Source organism: Actinoplanes sp. NPDC049681, assembly GCF_044465265.1.
Taxonomy (GTDB): domain Bacteria; phylum Actinomycetota; class Actinomycetes; order Mycobacteriales; family Micromonosporaceae; genus Actinoplanes.
Genome location: NZ_JBITLP010000012.1, coordinates 21936 through 40423, shown reverse-complemented (window position 1 = coordinate 40423; position 18488 = coordinate 21936). Strand labels below are relative to the sequence as shown.

The window sequence follows — 18488 nt, the reverse complement described above, 5'->3', positions numbered from 1 at the left end:
TACACGTCATGACAACCTTCGCGCATAGACGCGAGCGCGCCGCGACGGCCAAAACGCATTCCGCCCCCAGGCTCGCAGCGCTTGACGGGTTACGACTCCTCGCAGCGCTAATGGTAGTGGCATATCACTACACTTATCGAGCTCCGGGACCGTGGGACCAGCGGACCGCAGATGTGTTCTCAGACACAACGTCGATCACTGCGTATGGCTGGCTCGGCGTACACCTCTTCTTCGTGATAAGTGGATTCGTTATTTGCATGAGCGCGTGGGGACGGGGCTTGCGGCCGTTTGTAGCCTCGCGAGCTGCACGACTGCTTCCTGCCTATTGGTTCGCGGTGCTAACGACCGCCACGGTCGTTGCCCTAGTTGATGTAGGCCACCCAGTCCCCCCGATCAGTCGCGTACTGGTTAACCTAACACTGCTACAGACTCCACTAGGGATCGCGAACATCGACGGTGTTTACTGGACACTGTGGGTCGAAGTCCAGTTCTACGCGCTATTCTCTCTGGTCGTCTGGCGAGGATTGAGCTACCGCCGGGTCGTGACCTTCTGCCTTGCATGGACGCTTGCCTCGGTCGCTGCCGCGCTAACGTCGAACTCAGCAGTTATCGCATTGGTCGGTGCGGATTCGTCGTGCTTTTTCGTGGCCGGCGTTTCACTATTTCTTATATATCAGTTCCGACCAACCATTTTGCTGGTTACTATGGTCGTCGCTTCTTGGGCCCTCGGACTGTGGCGAGTGGCTCCCACAGTAGAGTACGTGGGAACGTTGGGGTCCCACCCTTTGTCCTGGTCCTGGGTAGTCACGGTGGTGACGGCCATCTTCGCTGTCATGGCGATGGTCGCCATGCGACTGCTCTCATGGGTGCGAGGAGGTTGGCTCACCGTAGCGGGAGCTTTGACATATCCCCTGTATCTCCTCCACCAGGAGATTGGCTATGCGTTTATTGCGCGACTGCATGGGGTGATCCCGCGGTGGCCACTGACTGTGGGCCTCGTTCTGGCAATGCTTGGGGTCGCTTGGTTGGTGCATCGGTTCGTTGAGCGCCCGATGGCTCCGCTCATAAAGCGCTGGTCAACCAGATCGCTGGCGGAATTCGCCCGTGGCGGCTCGGCTGAGGGAAGGGCCACCGAAGAGGACCACCCACACAGTGCAGCCAAGTAGGCGTTGGACAGCGGGCGCGAATTGGTCGTGACCGTGGGCCCGCTTTACGGGCCCGTCCAGGGGTACACCTGCGCCATAAGAAGCGCGACGGGACCTACTTCCGTGAGCGTGCTAGAGGACCCGCCAGCGCGAAGCGGCCAGCCTCTGTAGCGACGGGTAGTCGCTACCGACCGACCAGGTTGAGCGGATCGTTGCAAGTAGATTCGGGCGTCAAGAGGACCTCGAGCGACCACCACCATTGCTCGCAGCGGTCATCGACTACACCGCTTCGAGCGCCGATCGGCGGACGGAAACCATGCAGACTCAGTTGCTGCGCTTAGTCGAGCAGGGCGAGCGGTCCGAACATGCAATCCACGCCGTACCGAAGAACGTCGGCGGCTGTACCGGCCAGATCGTGCCCTTTTGTACCGGTCCGACCACCGCTCGGCCGCACCGACGGTTGCCCCCGCCGGAAGGGAGGATGAAGGCTGTGTTCATGGCTTGCCCTGCTGGGGGCCGGGCTCGGATGAGTGTCGGGCCTGCTCGTCGAGATCTTCGCGAGCACGGCGGAGGCGTTCCGTCAGTTCCTCGGCGTGGGCAGCGAAGTGTTCGCGATAGGTGTCGATCCTCAACAGGTCGCGGCCGCGGACGCCGTTGGCGACGTTCTCCTGCAGTTCGCGGGTGAGTGGATCGGTAGCGGGTGGGGCGTCCCGCATCTGCTGGCGCAGACGCTCGCGCACCCGTGCGATGTATTCGCGATCGATGGGTGGCCGCGGGAAGCGGTCGTTGTTCATGTCGCTCACTTCGTAGCCGGGACGGAGATGCAGTTGCGGCCGGCCGGGTCAGGGTCAGGCAGGAGCAGGTCGGCGATCTCCAGAGGGGGCTCCTCGGGCATGCCGGCGATCGCGGCAATGCCCTTGCCCGCGTAGTAAAGCTGGCGGCAGAAGTCGACGATGAACATGATGGCGTCGCACAGCGCGATGACGGCTGCGGCGATGGTGCTCAAGCCGTCGGTCACGAAGCCCATCAGCGCGGTGGCCGCCTCGAGGACGAGGTCAAGCAATTCACCGACGAGGTAGTTGAGATTCTCGTAGGCGTAGTAGGCGACCTCGATATAGGCCTTACACACCCCGAAGAGGTAGGTGTCGTAGAAGCCGAACTCGGTGGTCATCGCCCCGTGCATCTTCTGCAGCCACGTCAACGCAGCGTCGGCCGCGTTGCCGTTCCAGTGCGCGCCAAGGGCGTCGCCGGTGTGCTCGACGTTGTCTGTCATCGCCCCGACGGAATAGCCCACATGCTTCCACGCCACGGCGTAGTGGGCGAAAACGGTCCAGTCGCCGGCGAGCAAATCGAGGGCTTCCTTGATCGGATCTCGGCCGAAGATCTCTTTGATCGCGAAGCGCGCCCAGGCGTTCATACTGACCAGGTCGTTGATCTGCCCCACCCACTGAGCGACCTCGGCAGCCTGCGGTTCCAGGCTGTCTATGGAGTCATTGGGCGGCGTCGAGATCGCGCGATGCGGATCGGCGATGTCGTTGAAGTCGGCGGCCGGTCTGCTGCTGTAGTCCCAGTGCGAGGGGTCGGAATCGGTGTGCGGCGCTGGGCCGAGGCGGTGCAGCTGCGCGTCCAGGTGTGCGGCGGTCGCGGCGTCGATGCTGCGGTACTGCGCCGCCGACACGCCGATATTCACAGCGCCGCTCTGCCAGACGCCGTTGACCCACTGCAGGCGGTGGTCGGCACGCTCTATCTGCTTGTCGTGGTCGTAGCTGAACCACAGCAGAAGGCCCTGGCCGCCGACCTGGTTCCAAGCGTCCTTGGTCAGATAGGTACTGATGTAGGACTGCATGTCCGGTACGACCCCGCGATTGCGCTCAAGGAGCGCGGCCGCTTGGTCCAGCGCCTGCGGGTCTACTCGAAACGTCACCTGGCCGTTGCCCCCGATGCCGTGCGTCCAGTCATGATCATCGAGGATGGCACGGTGGTGCCCCTAGCGGCTACCCCGCATAATGCAGCGCGTGAGTCGCTCCCGCGTACTGCGCTCGTCCCTGGGTCGAGTCTTCTACTCGATTGTCGGCGGCCTTCTGATCGGTCTGCCGCTAATAGTCGTATTGGCGGTCTATGCCGGCGGTAACCCGGGGCCGCCACCCGTGGGGCTTATTGTCGGTCTTGCCGCGTTGGTCCTGGCCGGAGCCTTCGCGCTGCGGCTCGCCCTGGTACGAGTCGTTCTTCACGACGACCATGTTGAGCTGGTCAACCCGTTGCGTACCTTCCGGTTCTACTGGAGCGACGTCGAAGACATCGACATCATCTCCAGCGCCGGCTGGGTAGTGCGGGTGTGGGCCGGAGGAGTACCGCGCTGGGCATGGGGAGCATCACAGATAGGCCAGTTCGGGGCGGTGCCGTTCTCCAGCGTCCACGACGATCCGGCCAAGTACGCACCCCGGCGGGTGTACGACGGCTACCGCCAGATGCGGACCGCTTGGAAGCGGGGACGCGACCGGATCACTCACGGCGAATAGCCGAAAGGCCCCGGGCCGCGGGTCTCCACGGTGGCCAGCAGACCCGCGTCGGTGTCGCCGAGTTACCACCATGCTTCCCGCTTCGGGTTCAAGGCGGCCCGAGTCAGGCCGCGGCGGATTGCTCGCTGCAAGCGGTGGCTGAGGTTGGACGGTTCCCGCACCGCCGGAGGGTCGGTGCCGGCCATCGATGGGGGCTGTATTCGGCCGCGTGGGCCATGCTGGACGTCGTAACCCGTTCCAGACTCGGCACCGACTTCCACGGCCACCGTCATGATCGGACGGTTGTGTACGTGCGAGGATAAAGAGTCGGCGAACTCGTTACCGAACGGGGCCAGAACATTCAAACAACGGTCCGGTCAACCGCTCCGAAATCGCTGGGCCGGCGTGAGGTTGCCTACGCGACCGACCTGCGTTTGGGGATAGACGGCGGTAGGCAGTCCTCTCCAGTCGGTGCTGTATGAGGAGGCCACCGCGTACCGCCGCTGCACGCTTTGAAGGCGTGCGACAACGCATGGCCACGGCAAGCCGCAAGTGCATCGTCTTCGCAACCAGATCCAGCGCCGTCCGCGTGGTCGGTGCATCGTGTGCCGGCCTTTCACAGCTATCCTCCGTGTCGCTCTGGAAATGGCGACGGCACTGTGCATACGGCTGTTCCTCATCGCGATCAGCGAGCCGCCCCGAGGTTCGTCGGGACGGCCCGCACGACGCGACCTGTCCTTGGCTTCGATCTGCCACCCGTTCCAGCCGGCCGTCTGGTGACAGTCTTGTGCGCGGCTCGATAGGTTCGTAAGGCTTAGGACCGACACGCAGAGCTTGTAAGACTTCCTGAGACGGTGAGTACAGGAGTGTGTAGGTGGCGCATCTCCAGGTCTTGGAACTGTTCGCAGGCGAGCTTCGTCGACTCCGCTCGGGAGCGGGTCTGTCCCAGGACGCCCTCGCCGAGAAGATCAGATACTCGGCGTCGCTGGTGGCGGCGATCGAGCAGTGCCGCCGAGCACCCCGGCAGGACTTCGCCGAGAAGTGTGACGAAGTCCTGAGCACCGGAGGGCTGCTGCTTCGCATCCGTGAAGCGACCGTGCGGGAGACTCTGGTTCCCTGGTTCCGCGAGTGGGCGGCGATTGAACGCGAGGCCCGCGCCCTGCGCTCCTTTCAGCCGCTGGTTCTACCAGGGCTTTTCCGACTCCGGCCTACGCCCACGCACTTTGCGCGACCGGTAGTCCGCTGCCGGCAGACCAGGTAGAAGAGATCGTCGCGAGCCGAATCGAACGCCAGGAGGTCCTGGAGCGGACCCCACCGCCGTTGCTCGTGGCGGTCATCGACTACACCGTCCTCGAGCGGCCGATCGGCGGCCCGAAGACGATGCAAGCACAGTTGCTGCGCTTGATCGAGCTGACCGAGCGACCGAACATCCATATCCACGTTGTGCCGAAGACGGTGGGGGGTTACACCGGCCTGAGCGGCCCGTTCGTCATCGCCTCGCCGTTCGAGGGTAAGGACGTCGCATACCTGGACAACCAGATCAAGGGCACGGTGGTCGATCAAGTTACGGAAGTAGGGTTGCTGAATGAGGCGTGGGAGGCTGTGCGTTCCGAGGCCCTGCCGCAGCAGCAGACTCTCGCGATGATCTCGGAGGCGGCAAAACAATGGACCTGACAAACGCCGAGTGGCACAAGAGCTCGCGCAGCAGCGGCAACGGTGGCGACTGTGTCGAGGTTGCCCACAACCTGCCGAACCTCGTGGCGGTGCGAGACTCCAAGGCGCCGGATGACCCGGCTCTGCTCTTCACGCCGAACGAGTGGCGGGCCTTTGTGGCCGGGGTGAAGGCCGGCGAGTTCGACATCTGATTCGGTTGGTCGGCTCGGCGGAGCGCGCGGATGCGAGTGCCATGAACGGAACTATCCGGAACTGACGCTCAGTCTCAGTTGACGGGTAAGCGGGGCTGGGGCCGCCTCCGTCGCGACCAGCGTCCGACGAGGCAGGGTGCCTGATCGCCGGCTCACGAAACAACAGGCCGCCGTCAGGGCTTAGCTTGATCGACGGCCCGGAGTCAGTGACACCAGCCGGTCCGACGTGCTGGTGGCCACGCTGGAGAGCATGGCCATCAGCACGTCGAGTCCTTGCCGGACAGGCCGAGAGTTAGGCCGCGACAGCGCGCAGGAAGTCATCCCGGCTATCGATCGCGTGGTATGCCTCGTACAGCGAATCGAACGATGCGGCCAACGAGCCGTCCAATGCGAATCCGATCGCCGCCGCCGCTCGCGCTTTCATGAACGCCCGACGATATTCATCGCCGACCGCATCGCCGGCTTCGACCCGGTCCTGAGTATCCCAGGCGATCTCATCCAATTGCTGTGTCAGTGCGTCTACCTGATTACGGAGATCCGGGTTGCCGAAGCTCCTTCGGCCGATCGCGTTGAGCGCCTCGGTGAGCTTCGGGTCGGCCACGTCCGCACGTTGGAGTGCCAGCAGGCAGGCCCGTTCGACGATCTGATGCCGCGTGTCGTCGTCGCTCTGCCTGAGCATGTCCACCAGCTCGGGCGAGATCTGGATCAATCCAGGTTGGGTCATCACTTGAGCGGACTCCCTGGTCGCGCACCCGCATTTTCGATGGCAGAAGCGCATGCGGGACAGATTGGCCTACCGGCGCCGACTTGGCCGGGAGTGATTCCGTTCGCCTTCATGTAGTCGAGGATATTGGCCTCCGCGTGACCGGTACCAGTTGCGACCTCTTCGCCGGGGCGAACCATGTCACGGACGCCGGGCCTCAGGTAACCGTTGGGCTCGCTCGTTCCGATGACCGTACGCGTAGTGCCACTCGCGTCCACGCCTTCGCCGACACCCATCGTCACCCTGCCCCGTGATGCGGCCGGAAGCGCCTCCTGCAGTTCAGCGGCACGAGCGCCGATGTTGCAGTTGTGGACGAGGACTGGCGCGCTGCCAGCGGCGACATAGTAGGTGTGCAGACCGTCGACGGTGAGGTCGTACATCGCCTTCGCGCCTGCGAACGAATACACCGCGACCACAGTCGCCTGGCTGGAGTCCGATGTCTGGAGCCGGTCTCCGGCGGCCAGGCTGCCGGCCGCAGTCCACTTCCGGTGGCCGGCGTTCCAGAACCGATGCGCGGTGGTCGTGTGGATCACGCTCTTGCGGCCGGCCGAGTCCCGGACGGTGACGTCCGTGAGTGCGGTATCAAGGTGACGGTGGACCTTGGAGACGTGCCCTGCGATGGTGCGGCCCGTCTTCGGGTCGGTGGCACGGACGCGCTGGCCGGCGCGGACGTCGGCGATGCGTCGACGACTACCGTCGCCCATCTCGACCTTGGTGTCGCCACGGAAGCTGTGGCACTTGCTGAAGAACTTGCCGACTCCCTTGAGCAGGCCGGGAAGCTTGCTGGCGCCCTTCATGAGGCCGAAGCCGGCCATACCGCCGAGACAGCCCAGACCGGCGTCGGCGAAGCCCTGCCCCCAGGAGTACTTGCGCCCGTTCAGAGCGCCTTCCGCCCAGCCGACGGCGACACCCGTCACTGCGCCGATGGCACATTCACCGGCCAGAGCGGCCAGCAGCGGGAGGATCATGCCGGACGGGTCGGTGAAGTTGGTGGGGCTGTTGGCGGTGTAGGCGTACAGGTTGGTGCCGGATGCGGCCTCGCCGGCCGGGTCGGCGGAGATGAACCGTTGCGCCTTCGGGCTGTAGTAGCGGGCACGGTAGTAGTAGAGACCCGTACCGTCGTTCTCCCGACCGGTGAACTGGCTGCTGTTACTGCTCGCCGCGCCGGTCGCCGTGGTCTGCCCGAACGGCCCGTACGTGTAGGAAGTTTGCACCGCGCCGCCGGTGCCGGTCTGGGCCAGCTGGGAGCCGAGCGCGTCGGCGATCGGGTAGTGCACGCCGGCCGCATCGGTGCGCTGGTACGTCTCATCGACGCCCACGCCGGTCACGATGTTCGCCGTCGGCGTGGTGCCGTTGAGCTCCTGCACAGCGTCGGCGCCGTCGTAGAGGAAGCCGGTGCTCGCCGCTCCGACCGTACGTTTGGTGCGGCGGCCGAACGCGTCGTAGGTGAACGAGGCGGTGGTACTGCCGGAGATCGCGGCGAGCTGGCCGCGGTCGTTCCAGGTGTATGTGCTGGCACCGTCGCCGGTGAGCTGTCCGTTGGCGTCGTAGGTGAAGGTCGTCGTGCCGAGCTTGGTGAGCTGGTTGGCCGCGTCGTACGTGGCCGTCGTCACGGCGTCCGGCAACGTGGTGCTCGCCAGGGTGCCGTCCATGCTGATACGGCGGCCATCAGCGTCGTACGCGTAGCTGAGATCGCCGATGGTGGTGGTGCCGTTGGTGTAACGCAACGAGGTGAGCTGCCCCGCGTCGTCGTAGCCGTAAGCGGTGGCGGTGGCGTTGGGCAGGGTCAGGGTGCTGCGCCGGCCGGCCGCGTCGTAGCCGAGGCGCGTGACGGCGGTGCCTTGGGTGACGCTGGTGAGCTGGTTGGCGTCGTCGTACGCGTAGCTGATCGCAGTCTGCCCGGCGACGGTCATCGAGGTGCGCCGGTCGGCCTTGTCCCAGGTGTAGTTGACGGTTCCCTGGGGACCCGTCTGCCGGGTGAGCCGGTCGGCGGTGTCGTAGGTGTGGGCGATGGTGCCGCTGGCGCTGTCGGCGATGGAGGCGGGCAGATTGGCGGCGTTGTAGGTCGTGGTGACGGTGCTGCGGTAGCTGGTGACTCCACTGCTGACGGTGGCGCCGTAGCCGACGGTGACGACCCGGTCCAGTGCGTCGTAGGTGACCTTGGTGACCGAGCCCTTCTGGTCCGTATTCGAGATCAACCGGCCGGCGAGGTCGTAGGTGGCATTGCTGGTGCGACCGAGCGCGTCGGTACGAGTGACGACCTGACCCATGCGGTCGTAGGTCCAGCGGGTGGTGTGCCCGTTGGCGTCGGTCACGCTCAGCCGGTTGCCGTTCGCGTCGTAGGTCGCGGACGTGGTGTTGCCGAGCGGGTCCGTCGCGCTGATGGCCTGGTTGAGCACGTCGTACGTGGTGGTGGAGACGTTGCGCAGCGCGTCGGTGTTGCGGATCGGCCGGCCGGCACCGTCGAAGTAGGTGTTGAAGACGCGGCCGAGCGGGTCCGCGACGGCCACGGGTGCGCCGTCGAGATAGCTCAGGTGGGTCGTCTTGCCGAGCGCATTGGTGATGATCACCGGCTGGCCGGCGAGCAGGACGGTGGTGGAACGTCGCCCTAGAGGGTCGGTCTCGGTGACGGTGCTGCTGGTGGCGTCGTCGGCGTACGTGAAGGTGCTCGTCTTGCCGAGCCCGTTGGTGGAGGCGGCGATCCGGCCGTAGACCGGCTCGTACCGGTTGGTGACCGTGACCGCGTCGGCGGTCCCGGCCAGCCGGGTGGAGGTCAGCACGTTGCCGTCGGCGTCGTACGTGTAGGTGCTGCGCCGCCCAGCCGGGTCAACCACCGCGGTGACCAGGTTGCTGGTGGCGTCACGGGTAAGCGTGGTGGTCTGCTGAAGCGATGTACCAACGGCCGCCGTGTCGGTGACTGCGTAGCCGGCAGCGTTGAAGGTGGTCCGGCGGACCACTCCGAGCGGGTCGGTGACGGTGGTCGTGGTGATCTGCCCAGTCGCGGACAGCGTGTAGGCGAAGCGGTAGATGCCGCCGTCAGCCTGGGTCTGGCTGGCGACACGTCCGTTCGCGTCGTAGGTGTTGCGCAGGTACTGGATGCCGGCCGGGTCGGTGACCGCGGTCATCTCGGTGCAGGTCGTGTCGTCGGAGCAGGGCGCCCAGGTGTACGTCGTGGCGCCGCCGGCCGGGTTGACGGCGGTGGTCAGCCGGCCCGAGGCGTCGTAGGTGTAGCGCACCGAGCGGCCGATGTTGTCGGACACCTGGGTGATGCAGGTAGCCGGACCACAGGCGCCGTAGGTGAAGGAGAGCCACCGCCCGTTGGGCGAAGTGACCTGCTGCAGCCGGCCGCTTCCCCAGTCGCGGTCCAGCGTGGTCGTGTTGCCGAAGCGGTCCGTGATGGCGATCAGCTTGGCGTTGTGCGATCCGAAGGTCAGCACAGTGCCGGAGCGCAGGGTGACCGCGAAGTCCGTGTGGTTGTCCCCGCTGAGGTAGGCGCCGGTGTAGCCGGTGGGCGTGGCGGCGGCCCGGTAGACCCCGTCGGTTCCGGGCACGAAGCGGATGCTGCTCCCGTCGGGCAGGCCGAGCAGGTAGTTGCCGGCGCTGTCCGGGGCCATGAACAGGTTGAACGCGTCGCTCTGCCCGACACCGAAGCTGCGAATGACCCGGTCGTTCTGACGGTACGAGCGGGTGAGCGCGATCGGCGCGACATCCGGCATGGCCAGGTCGGTGTGGTCCATGGTGAACAGGCCCGTGGACAGGTTCACCGGGTCGCCGTCGCCGGAGTCTTCGCCGGGCGCCGGGCAGTCGTCGGCGCTGGTGCACGGCGGGTCGTAGGTGACGCCGAGCAGGTACGTCTCGTGGAGCCGGGTCTTCTTGTCCGGGGTGATCGAGGCACCGTCGCGGGTGACCCGGCCGTGGCCGTAGACGGCCCATCCCTGGCCGGGACGGTCGGCGTCGTTGTCGACGTAGTCGATGCGGGTACCGGCCGGCTGGTTGGTGATGTTGGGGTAGACGACCTGCAGGCCGGCTCCCTTCACCACGGCGCCGCCGGGCTGCACGGTCCACGCCAGGGGCATGCCGGGCGCGCCCGGGAACGGCTGGCGGTCGAGCGGCATCCGGGTGATGGACAGCCGGCGCACGGGCTGGCCGTCCTCGTCGACGATGCGAGTGCCGGCCGGGATGATGACCTTCAGGCCGGGGATGGCCGGGGTGGTGACCTCGGTCTTCCGGGTCACCAGGGCCGGAATGGCGGTCGCGTGCGCGTTGTCGATCGCCGGCAGGTAGGTGGTCCAGGGCAGGGTCAGCCGACGTCCGGCCTTCAGGTCCACACCCTGTTCGAAGTTGCCGTGGTCGCCGGCCGCGATGCCGCGGGCGTCGATGACCATCTCGTGGTGGCCGCCGGGTAGCCCGGTGAGCAGGAAGGTTCCGTCAGCGGCGCTGGTGGTGGCAGTGTCGTCGATGCTGACCCGTACGCCGGCCAGAGGCTTGCCGGCGGTGTCCTGGATACGTCCCGCGAGGGCGGCACGTCCGTCCGCGGTGGGGACGCCGGCGGACAACGGGCGCGGACGGCGCGGGGCCGCAATCGGCTGGGTGCCCTTGCGAGCGACACCTGACGGGGTGGAGACGGTGATCGCGCCGTTGGTGTGGGTTCCCTTCGGCCGGACGACTACGAGCTTTCGGGTACCGGCTGTGGTGATCTTGGCGTAGCGGCCGTCCAGGCGCACGGTGTTGAGCCGCTTGTCGTTGCTGAAGTTCCGGCCGTCGATCCGTACGCTCTCGGCGCTCCACCGGACGGCGCTGATTTTGGGCGCGGGCGCTACCGCCGTGGCCGTCGCGGCGGGCGGGGCGCTCCGGGTGATGGCGGTGAGGTTGCCGACCGGGTCGTACTGGTAAGTCGCGGACGCACCCGTGGCGTCGGTGACCGAGGTCAGCCGCCCGGCCTTGTCGTAGGTGTAAGCCACCTTCGGGGCGGCGGCCGCGCCGGGGGGCGAATCGGCCACGGTCAGCAGGCCGGCAAGCAGCAAGGCGACGGTGGCGGCGGCGGTACGGGCGAGGCGCCTGGACATGGCGGCGTTCCTCCGGTCGATACGGGCGGGGGTCATCACGAGACGTCTCACTGGAAAAGCTCCGCAGCCCACGAGCCGCCCGCGGATGTGCCGGGCGGGAGTGCGAAGAGCGCGCCGGCCACCGGCCGGACGTACTCGTTCATCGCGTCGTGCCGGGACAGGCGGGTCTGCACCGGAATGAAGCCGGTGCGCGGGTCGCGTTGGTAGGCAAGGAAGAACAAGCCGGCGTCCATCCGCCCGGACCTGTCCGTGCCGTCGAGGTAGGTGTATCCGCGCCGCAGCATCCGAGCGCCGCGGTTCATGTCGGGGTGCGCCAGCCGGGCGTGCGCGTTACGCGGCATGCGGGGGTCGGCGACGTCGAAAGCGTCGAATTCGCCGGTACGCCCGATCGGGGCGCCGGTGCCCTTGGCACGGCCGACGACCGCTTCCTGCTCACCGAGCGACTCACGGTCCCACGCCTCGAGCACCATGCGGATCTTGCGGACGACGAGGTAGGTGCCGCCCTCCATCCAGCTCGGCCCGTCACCCGGCTGAACCCACAGGTGCTTCCGCAGCATGGCGGCGTCCGCCACGTCCAGGTTCCGGGTGCCGTCCTTGAAACCGAACAGATTCCGCGGCGTCGCCTGCGAGGGGCCGATGGCGGAGGTACGCCCGAAGCCGACCTGAGACCATCTCGCCCGCACGACGCCGCTGCCGATCCTGGCCAGATTCCGGACCGCGTGCCCTGCGACGAGCGGGTCGTTGGCACAGACCTGGAGGCACAGGTCCCCACCGGATCGAGCGGCGTCGAGCCTGTCCCCGGGAAATGCCGGCAGGTCGGTCAGCGCGGCCGGCCTACGCCCGGGAAACCGGAACCGGTCGAACAGCCCCGGCCCGATTCCGAACGTCACGGTCAGCCCGGCCGGCGGCAGGCCCAGAGCTTCTCCCGAGTCGTCCGCCACCGCACCGGGTGGCCCGCCGACCGCACCGACCGGCCCGGCGTCCTGCCCTCGGGTCATCCGATCCGCCGCGACGGTCCACGCCTCGAGCAGGGCGGCGAGACGCGCCCGGTCCTTCGTGACCACGTCGAAAGCCGCGAAGTGCAGCCGGTCCTGCGCCGGCGTCACGATCCCGGCCTGGTGCGGTCCGTGGAACTCGACGGCATCCCCGGCTGCCCCGGCGGCGGCCACCGGGTCGCGGGCATCGATCGTGAGCGCCGCCGCAGCCGACCCGGCCACCAGAACGGATCCGGCCATCATCCGGCGTCGGGAAAGGCTCGGGGAACGGGCGGTCACAGGATGCCCGCCTGGTAGTGCGCCGAGACCTGGGCAGCCGTGAGCGCCGTCGGGTAGACAGCGACCTCATCGAGCGCGCCGTAGTAGGCCCCGCCGCCATCGTGGGTGGATCCGAGCCGCAGGCCCGTGGTGGCGCTGCCCGTGTTCAGCGAGTGACTGAACGACTGCGTGCCGACCTTGACGCCGTCCAGGTACGCGGTCGCCGCACCGGCGCTGTAGGTGACCACCACGTGGTGCCACAGACCGTCGGCGATGCTGCTCGGCGCGGTGAACGACAGGTCGTCGCCGTACGCGCTGACCAGAATTCCGTCGCCCTGCACACCGACGTTGAACGACCGGTCGACGGCGCTGGTACCCCACCCGGCCAGCCACCGCTGCCAGGTGTCGGAGGGCTTGACCCACGCCTCCACGGACCGCGCCGCATTGTTGACCGGCAGCTTGGCACGCACGTTCCCCAGACAGCAGCTGCCGTTGACCGTCACGGCAAGGTCCGGGTCAGCGGGGACCGCACCGCTGCCACCGAGCGTCCCGGCAGAGCCGTAGGTCACCAGTGGCCCACCGGCGGAGTCGGCGCCGTACTTCAAGCCCGTCGCCTCGCCCAACCGGTAATACGCGGCCGGCGCATCGGCGAGCACCGTGCTGGCATACGTGGTGGCTGCTCCGGTCGGCGTGACCGTCGAGGACGTCACCGCCGGCCCGTCGCCGTAAGCGTTGACTCCCGTCACCCGGATCGTGTGGGCGACACCACCGGGCAGCCCGGTGACCAGCGCTGTCGTGACGTTCCCGGCCACCACGACCGAGTTCCGCGCAACTCCTGCCTTCAGCGCGGTCACCACGTAGTAGTCCGGCGCCGACGACGGAGCCGTCCACGACACCCGTGCCGCGTTCGGCTGAGCCGAGGCCGTCAACGCGGTGACCGCCTTGGGCCGCGCGTGCCCCGACGCCGCGAAGTGCGCCGCGACCTGGGTTGCACTGAGCGCCACCGGGAAGACCGCCACCTCGTCGAGATCGCCGTAGAACGGGCTGCTGCCGTCGTGCGCAGCTCCCACTCTCAGGCCCTCACCGACGGGCACGACGGTGTTCAGCTTCTGGGCGAAGGTACGCGTGCCGAGCAGCAGCCCGTCGACGTACACCGCTGCGGTGGCACCGTTGTAGGTGACCGCCAGGTGGTGCCATTCGCCATCGGTCAGGGGCCGGGTGAGCGGCACCGAGACGTCGTCGGCGTAGCCGCTGACCAGGACGCGGGTGCTGTCCAGGCCGATGTTGAAGGCCCGGTCGGTGCGGCTGGTCCCCCATCCGGCCATCCAGCGCAGGTAGCCGTCCGCCGGCTTGACCCAACCTTCGACGGTACGGGCGGAGTTGTATGACGGCAGGGAGCCGTTGCGAGCGGTTCCGGGGCAGCAGCCGGAGTTGTTGTTCACCGCACCGTCAGTGTCCCCGACGACTGCGCCGGGCAGGCCGAGGGTGGCGGATCCTCCGTAGGTGAGCGGCGCACCCGCGGGAGCCGAGTCGGCGCCCGTGGTCAGCCCGGCTGCCTCACCAAGGCGGTAATAGGCGCTAGGCGCATCCGCGAGAACAGTCGTTGCGTAGGTGCTCGCCGCGCCGGTCGGAGTGGCGGCGGCGGACGTCGCCGCTGTTCCCCTGCCGTAGGCGTTGACCGGCAGAACCTGCACGGTGTACGCGGTACCACCCGCAAGACCGGTCAGCGTGCCCGTCGTCGCGTCGCCTCGGACAGCGACAGAGTTCTTCGGCAGGCCGCCCGCATACGCGGTGAGCAGGTAGTAAGAGACGCCGTCTGGTCCGCTTGCCGCGTTCCAGGACACGCTGAGCGCGTTGGCCTGGCTCACCGCGGCGACCGCGGTGGGAGCGCCGGGACGGCTGTGCCCGCCTGCCGCGAAGTGCGCCGAGATCTGGGTCGCGCTGAGTCCCAGCGGGTAGACAGCTACCTCGTCGAGGCCTCCGTAGAAGGGAGTGCTGCCGTCGTGGGCGGCGCCGATGCGCAGGCCACCGCTGGTCACGGTCGCCAGCTCGCCGGCGAAGGTGCGGGTGCCCAGACTCACCCCATCGATGTAGACAGTGGCCACGGTGGCGCCCGCGACGACCGCCACGTGATGCCAGGCACCGTCGACCAGCGACCGCCCGATCGGGAACGTCAAGTCGTCCGCGTACGCGCTGACGACGATTCTTGAGTCGCCGAGCCCCACGTTGAAGGCCTCGTCAACGCCGCTACGTCCCCAGCCGGCGATCCACCGCAGGTAACCGTCGGTGGGCTTGACCCACGCCTCGACCGTCCGAGAGCTGTTGTTGCGCGGCGCGACCGTCTGAGAGAAGCCGATGCAGCAGCCGCCATCCCCCTGAGCGGCGGTGTCGGCATCCCCGGCGACCGCACCGGCAACACCACGGGTGCCGCTGCCGTAGGTCAGTGTGTTGCCCTTGGCGGAGTCGGCGCCGCTGCCCACCCCCGCTGCCTCGCCGAGGCGGTAGTAGGCGATCGGTGCGTCGGCCAGCACTGCGGTGGCGTAAGTCGTACCGCTGCCGGTCGGCGTGACCGGAGTGGTGCTGTCGGCCGCGGGGCCTTCGCCGTACGCATTGATACCGACGACCCGCACCGTGTAGGCCGTTCCACCCGCCAGGCCCGTCAGGGCGGCCGACGTCGCGGTCCCCGGCACCATGATGGCGTTGGCCGCGACCCCGCCCTTGAGTGCGGTCACCCGGTACGCCGTGACACCGTCCGGTGCAGCTGGCGCGCTCCACGAAACGCTCAGGGCGTTGGCGCGCGACGTGACGGCCACACCGGTCACCGCTGCGGGGCGGGAGTGACCGCTCGCCTGGAATTGGGCCGCGATCTGAGCCGCTGTCAGCACCGTCGGGTAGACGGCCACCTCGTCGAGGCCGCCGTAGAACGGGTTGTTCCCGCTGTGCCCGGCGCCGACGTACAGCGGACCTCCGGTCGTCTTGGTGTTGAGGATGTCGGGGAACTGCTTAGTTCCCACGCTCAGCCCGTCCAGGTAAACGGTGACGAGCTTCGCGGCGTACGTGACGGTGACCTGGTGCCACACCCCGTCGGTCAGCGGGCGCGGGGTGGGGATCGCCAATTCCGTGTTGCCGTTGTGCACAAGCACTGTGGAGTCGCGCAGACCCACCGAGAAGGCGGTCGCGTCACCCGAGACGCCGTAGCCGGCGAACCAGCGCGTGTATCCGTCGTTCGGCCGTACCCATGCCTGGATGGACCGGCTCGCGTCGAAGCGCGGCATGGCCGCCATGCTGGAACCGACGCAGCATCCGCCGTCGGTCGTCACCGCGGTGTCGGCGTCGCCGCGCAGCGCGCCGGCCACGCGCCACGTCTGACTGGTCGAACGGATGGTCAACAGCTTCCCGTCACCGGACGAGTTCGCCGCTGTGTTGAGGCCCGCCTGCTCACCCAGCCGGTAGTAGACCGACGGGGCGGCCGCAAGAACGGAAGACGCGTACGTCGTTGCGGCGCCGGTAGGCGTGACCGCAGGGGATGTGGCCGCTGGACCGTCGCCATAGCGGTTGGACGGAATGACACGCACGGAGTACGCCGTCCCGCCGGCCAAGCCGGTGAGTACGGCCGTGGACACAGTGCCCGGAACCATGACCGAGTTGCGGGCGACGCCGCCGCTCATCGCCGTCACGAGGAACGACGTGATCCCGTCGGCGGGCGCCACCGCGCTCCACGAGACGTTGACCTGGTTGACGTCGGGCGTGGCGGTGAGCGCGGTGACCGCAGCCGGCCGTGCATGCCCGCTCGCCGCGAAGTGCGCCGTGACGCGTGCGGGAACGAGCCAGGCCGGGTAGACGGCGACCTCGTCCAGGCCCCCGTAGTACGGCGAGTCGCCGTCGTGCGCGGAGCCCACGTAGAAGGTCGTGTCCTGGGCTGTGTTGGGTGCGCTCCGCAACGTCCTGGAGCCGAGGCTGAGGCCGTCGATGTAGAACGTCACCGTGGTGGCTGAGTGCGCGACCACGACGTGGTGCCAGGCGCCGTCGGTCAGCGACGTGGGCACCGGCATGGACACGTCGTCGTTGTAGGTGCGCACGTAGATCGTGTCGCTGTCGGCTCCGACGTCGAAGGCCGCACCGTCATCACTGGCCCCGTAGCCGGCGAAGAATCGCTTGTACGGGTCGGCCGGCTTGATCCAAGCCTCGATCGTGCGACTGGCGTTGTTGACCGGCAGCAGGGGCCTGGCGGTGCCGAAACAGCAGGACCCGTTGAGCTGTACGGCCTTGTCGGCGTCACCGAGCACCGCCCCGACCTTGGAGAAGCTCCCGGACGCGGCACGGTAGGTCAGCAGCTTTCCTCGCCCGGACGAGTCTCCGCCCACGACGTTGCCGGCCGGCTCACCGAGCCGGTAGTACGCCGACGGGTTGTCCGCGATGACGCTGGTCGCATACGTGGTGGCCGGGCCGGTGGGCGCCACCGCGGTCGTGCTGGTGGCCGCCGGGCCGTCCCCGTACTCGTTCCCGGGCACGACGCGGAACGTGTAGCCGGTGCCACCGCCGAGACCCGTCATGCGGGCTGCCGTCTTGGTTCCGGCGACCACCATGGAGTTGCGCGCTACACCGCCCACGAGAGCGGTGACGACATAGCGGTTGACCGGGCCGCCGGTCGCCGTCGCGGCGCCCCACGACACGATCAGCTCGTTGTCCTCGCCGGTCTGGGCGTTCACGACCTTTGCGGCGGTCGGCCGGCTGTGACCGCTGGCGGCGAAGTGGGCGCTGATCCGGGTGGAGGTCAACGCCGTGCCGTAGATCGACACCTCGTCCAGGCCGCCGTAGAACGGGGTGTAGCCGTCATGTCCGGCGCCGACGTACAGAACGGTGTCCGTGGCCGTGTCGAGGGGATCGTCCAGCGTCCTCGTGCCCAGCGCTACGCCGTCGAGGTAACCGATCAACGTGCCGCCCGAGTAGGTGGCGGCGATCTGGTGCCAGCCTCCGCCGACGATGGTCGCCGGCAGGGGGAAGCGATACTCGGCGCTGGTCGTGCCCACCACGACGTTGCCGTTCTCCAGGCCGAGCTGGAAACCGCCGTTGGTGTTGTAGTCACCCCACCCGGTGACCCACCGCAGGTAGCCGTCGTTCGGCTTCACCCACGCTTCCACCGTCCGGTCGCTGCCGTACTGCGGCACATCTGACCGGGCGGTTCCGGCGCAGCAGCCGCCGTTGAGGTTCACAGCCGTGTCGCTGTCCCCGACCAGCGCACCGGCAGCGCCGACCGTCGCGGCATAGCCGTAGCTCAGCGGGTTTCCGTTGCCGGACGAATCCGCTCCCAGAGTGGGCGCGGAACCGCTGTAGGACGCCTCGCCGAGCCGGTAGTAGGCGACCGGTGCATCCGTGAGGACGGTCGCGGCGTATGGGGTGCCCGAACCCGTCGGTGTGACGGGCGCTCCCGAAGCACCAGGGCCGGCGCCGCAATCCGCGACGGCCGTCACGGTGACGGTGTGGGCGGTGGCGGTGAGCCCGGTCAGCGTCGCGGTCAGCACGGAGGCAGGCACAGCCTTGGCCCCGGCTTGCCGGCTGCCGCTGACGGCGCTGACGATGTAGGAGGTCGGGGTGCCCAAGCTGGGTGCCTGCCAGGTCGCCGTCGCCGAGTTCGGCCCGGCGGTAACCGTGACATTGGTCGGAGCTCCGATGGTGTCGCACGCTGCGATCATCCGGGCAGTCGGCGCCTTGTGCTTCTTGGCGACATGCGCCTTCTTGGCGGACGCTGCCTTCTTGGCGGCGTGGGCCTTCTTGGACTTCGGTGCCTTCGCGGTCGGTTTGGGGGCCGGTGCCGATGTGGCAGCGGTCGGTGCAGGCTCGGGATCCGGCCTGCGCTCGGCGAACGCGGTCGCCGGCGAGGTCGCCACGACACATGCC

General features: G+C 67.9%; 11 protein-coding genes and 1 pseudogene. 6 read left to right on the top strand and 6 right to left on the bottom strand.

Annotated elements, in window-relative coordinates:
• Positions 1-8: 8 nt before the first annotated feature.
• Entirely contained in the window at positions 9-1166 is a 1158-nt protein-coding gene (locus ACIBO8_RS35790) for an acyltransferase family protein (RefSeq protein ID WP_396119958.1), read from the top strand.
• Positions 1167-1341: 175 nt separating this feature from the next.
• A pseudogene (locus ACIBO8_RS35785) lies at positions 1342-1545 on the top strand (Scr1 family TA system antitoxin-like transcriptional regulator); the annotation flags it as partial.
• Positions 1546-1639: 94 nt separating this feature from the next.
• On the opposite strand, the gene ACIBO8_RS35780 reads toward ACIBO8_RS35785, so the two are convergent.
• Together ACIBO8_RS35780 and ACIBO8_RS35775 are read right to left on the bottom strand one after the other, a co-directional pair.
• Positions 1640-1939, bottom strand: coding sequence for a hypothetical protein (locus ACIBO8_RS35780; protein ID WP_396119957.1), 300 nt, complete (start codon positions 1937-1939; stop codon positions 1640-1642).
• A 5-nt stretch (positions 1940-1944) separates the two neighbouring features.
• Positions 1945-2991, bottom strand: coding sequence for a hypothetical protein (locus ACIBO8_RS35775; protein ID WP_396119956.1), 1047 nt, complete (start codon positions 2989-2991; stop codon positions 1945-1947).
• Between the two features lie 169 nt (positions 2992-3160).
• Between ACIBO8_RS35775 and ACIBO8_RS35770 the strand changes: the two genes are divergently transcribed.
• The 4 genes from ACIBO8_RS35770 (at position 3161) to ACIBO8_RS35755 (ending at position 5508) form a co-directional block, all read left to right on the top strand.
• Positions 3161-3664 carry a PH domain-containing protein gene (locus ACIBO8_RS35770; RefSeq protein WP_396119955.1) on the top strand — a complete coding sequence of 168 codons (504 nt, stop codon included), beginning with the start codon at positions 3161-3163 and terminating at the stop codon, positions 3662-3664.
• Positions 3665-4517: 853 nt separating this feature from the next.
• Positions 4518-4904 carry a multiprotein-bridging factor 1 family protein gene (locus ACIBO8_RS35765; RefSeq protein WP_396119954.1) on the top strand — a complete coding sequence of 129 codons (387 nt, stop codon included), beginning with the start codon at positions 4518-4520 and terminating at the stop codon, positions 4902-4904.
• Entirely contained in the window at positions 4886-5317 is a 432-nt protein-coding gene (locus ACIBO8_RS35760; RefSeq protein WP_396120046.1) for a DUF5753 domain-containing protein, read from the top strand. The genes ACIBO8_RS35765 and ACIBO8_RS35760 overlap by 19 nt, the downstream gene beginning before the upstream one ends.
• Positions 5308-5508, top strand: a complete 201-nt coding sequence (locus tag ACIBO8_RS35755) for a DUF397 domain-containing protein (RefSeq protein WP_396119953.1) — start codon at positions 5308-5310, stop codon at positions 5506-5508. Before ACIBO8_RS35760 ends, ACIBO8_RS35755 begins: the two co-directional genes overlap by 10 nt.
• A gap of 292 nt (positions 5509-5800) precedes the next feature.
• On the opposite strand, the gene ACIBO8_RS35750 is transcribed toward ACIBO8_RS35755, so the two are convergent.
• The 4 genes from ACIBO8_RS35750 to ACIBO8_RS35735 are packed head-to-tail and all read right to left on the bottom strand — an operon-like array spanning position 5801 to position 18478.
• Positions 5801-6235: a hypothetical protein gene (locus ACIBO8_RS35750; RefSeq protein ID WP_396119952.1), complete on the bottom strand. Its 435-nt coding sequence runs from the start codon at positions 6233-6235 to the stop codon at positions 5801-5803.
• Positions 6232-11337, bottom strand: coding sequence for an RHS repeat-associated core domain-containing protein (locus ACIBO8_RS35745; RefSeq protein ID WP_396119951.1), 5106 nt, complete (start codon positions 11335-11337; stop codon positions 6232-6234). The genes ACIBO8_RS35750 and ACIBO8_RS35745 overlap by 4 nt, the downstream gene beginning before the upstream one ends.
• A 47-nt stretch (positions 11338-11384) precedes the next feature.
• Complete coding sequence (gene efeB / locus ACIBO8_RS35740) at positions 11385-12611, bottom strand: iron uptake transporter deferrochelatase/peroxidase subunit (protein ID WP_396119949.1); 1227 nt, start codon at positions 12609-12611, stop codon at positions 11385-11387.
• Positions 12608-18478, bottom strand: coding sequence for a LamG-like jellyroll fold domain-containing protein (locus tag ACIBO8_RS35735; protein ID WP_396119948.1), 5871 nt, complete (start codon positions 18476-18478; stop codon positions 12608-12610). Before ACIBO8_RS35735 ends, efeB begins: the two co-directional genes overlap by 4 nt.
• Positions 18479-18488: the final 10 nt, after the last annotated feature.

What these genes read in the sequence shown, in the direction of transcription:
- ACIBO8_RS35755 (WP_396119953.1), top strand. Translation starts at nt 5,308, where the DNA reads ATGGACCTGACAAACGCCGAGTGGCACAAGAGCTCGCGCAGCAGCGGC.
- ACIBO8_RS35790 (WP_396119958.1), top strand. Translation starts at nt 9, where the DNA reads ATGACAACCTTCGCGCATAGACGCGAGCGCGCCGCGACGGCCAAAACG.
- ACIBO8_RS35780 (WP_396119957.1), bottom strand. Translation starts at nt 1,939, where the DNA reads ATGAACAACGACCGCTTCCCGCGGCCACCCATCGATCGCGAATACATC.
- ACIBO8_RS35745 (WP_396119951.1), bottom strand. Translation starts at nt 11,337, where the DNA reads ATGTCCAGGCGCCTCGCCCGTACCGCCGCCGCCACCGTCGCCTTGCTG.
- ACIBO8_RS35775 (WP_396119956.1), bottom strand. Translation starts at nt 2,991, where the DNA reads ATGCAGTCCTACATCAGTACCTATCTGACCAAGGACGCTTGGAACCAG.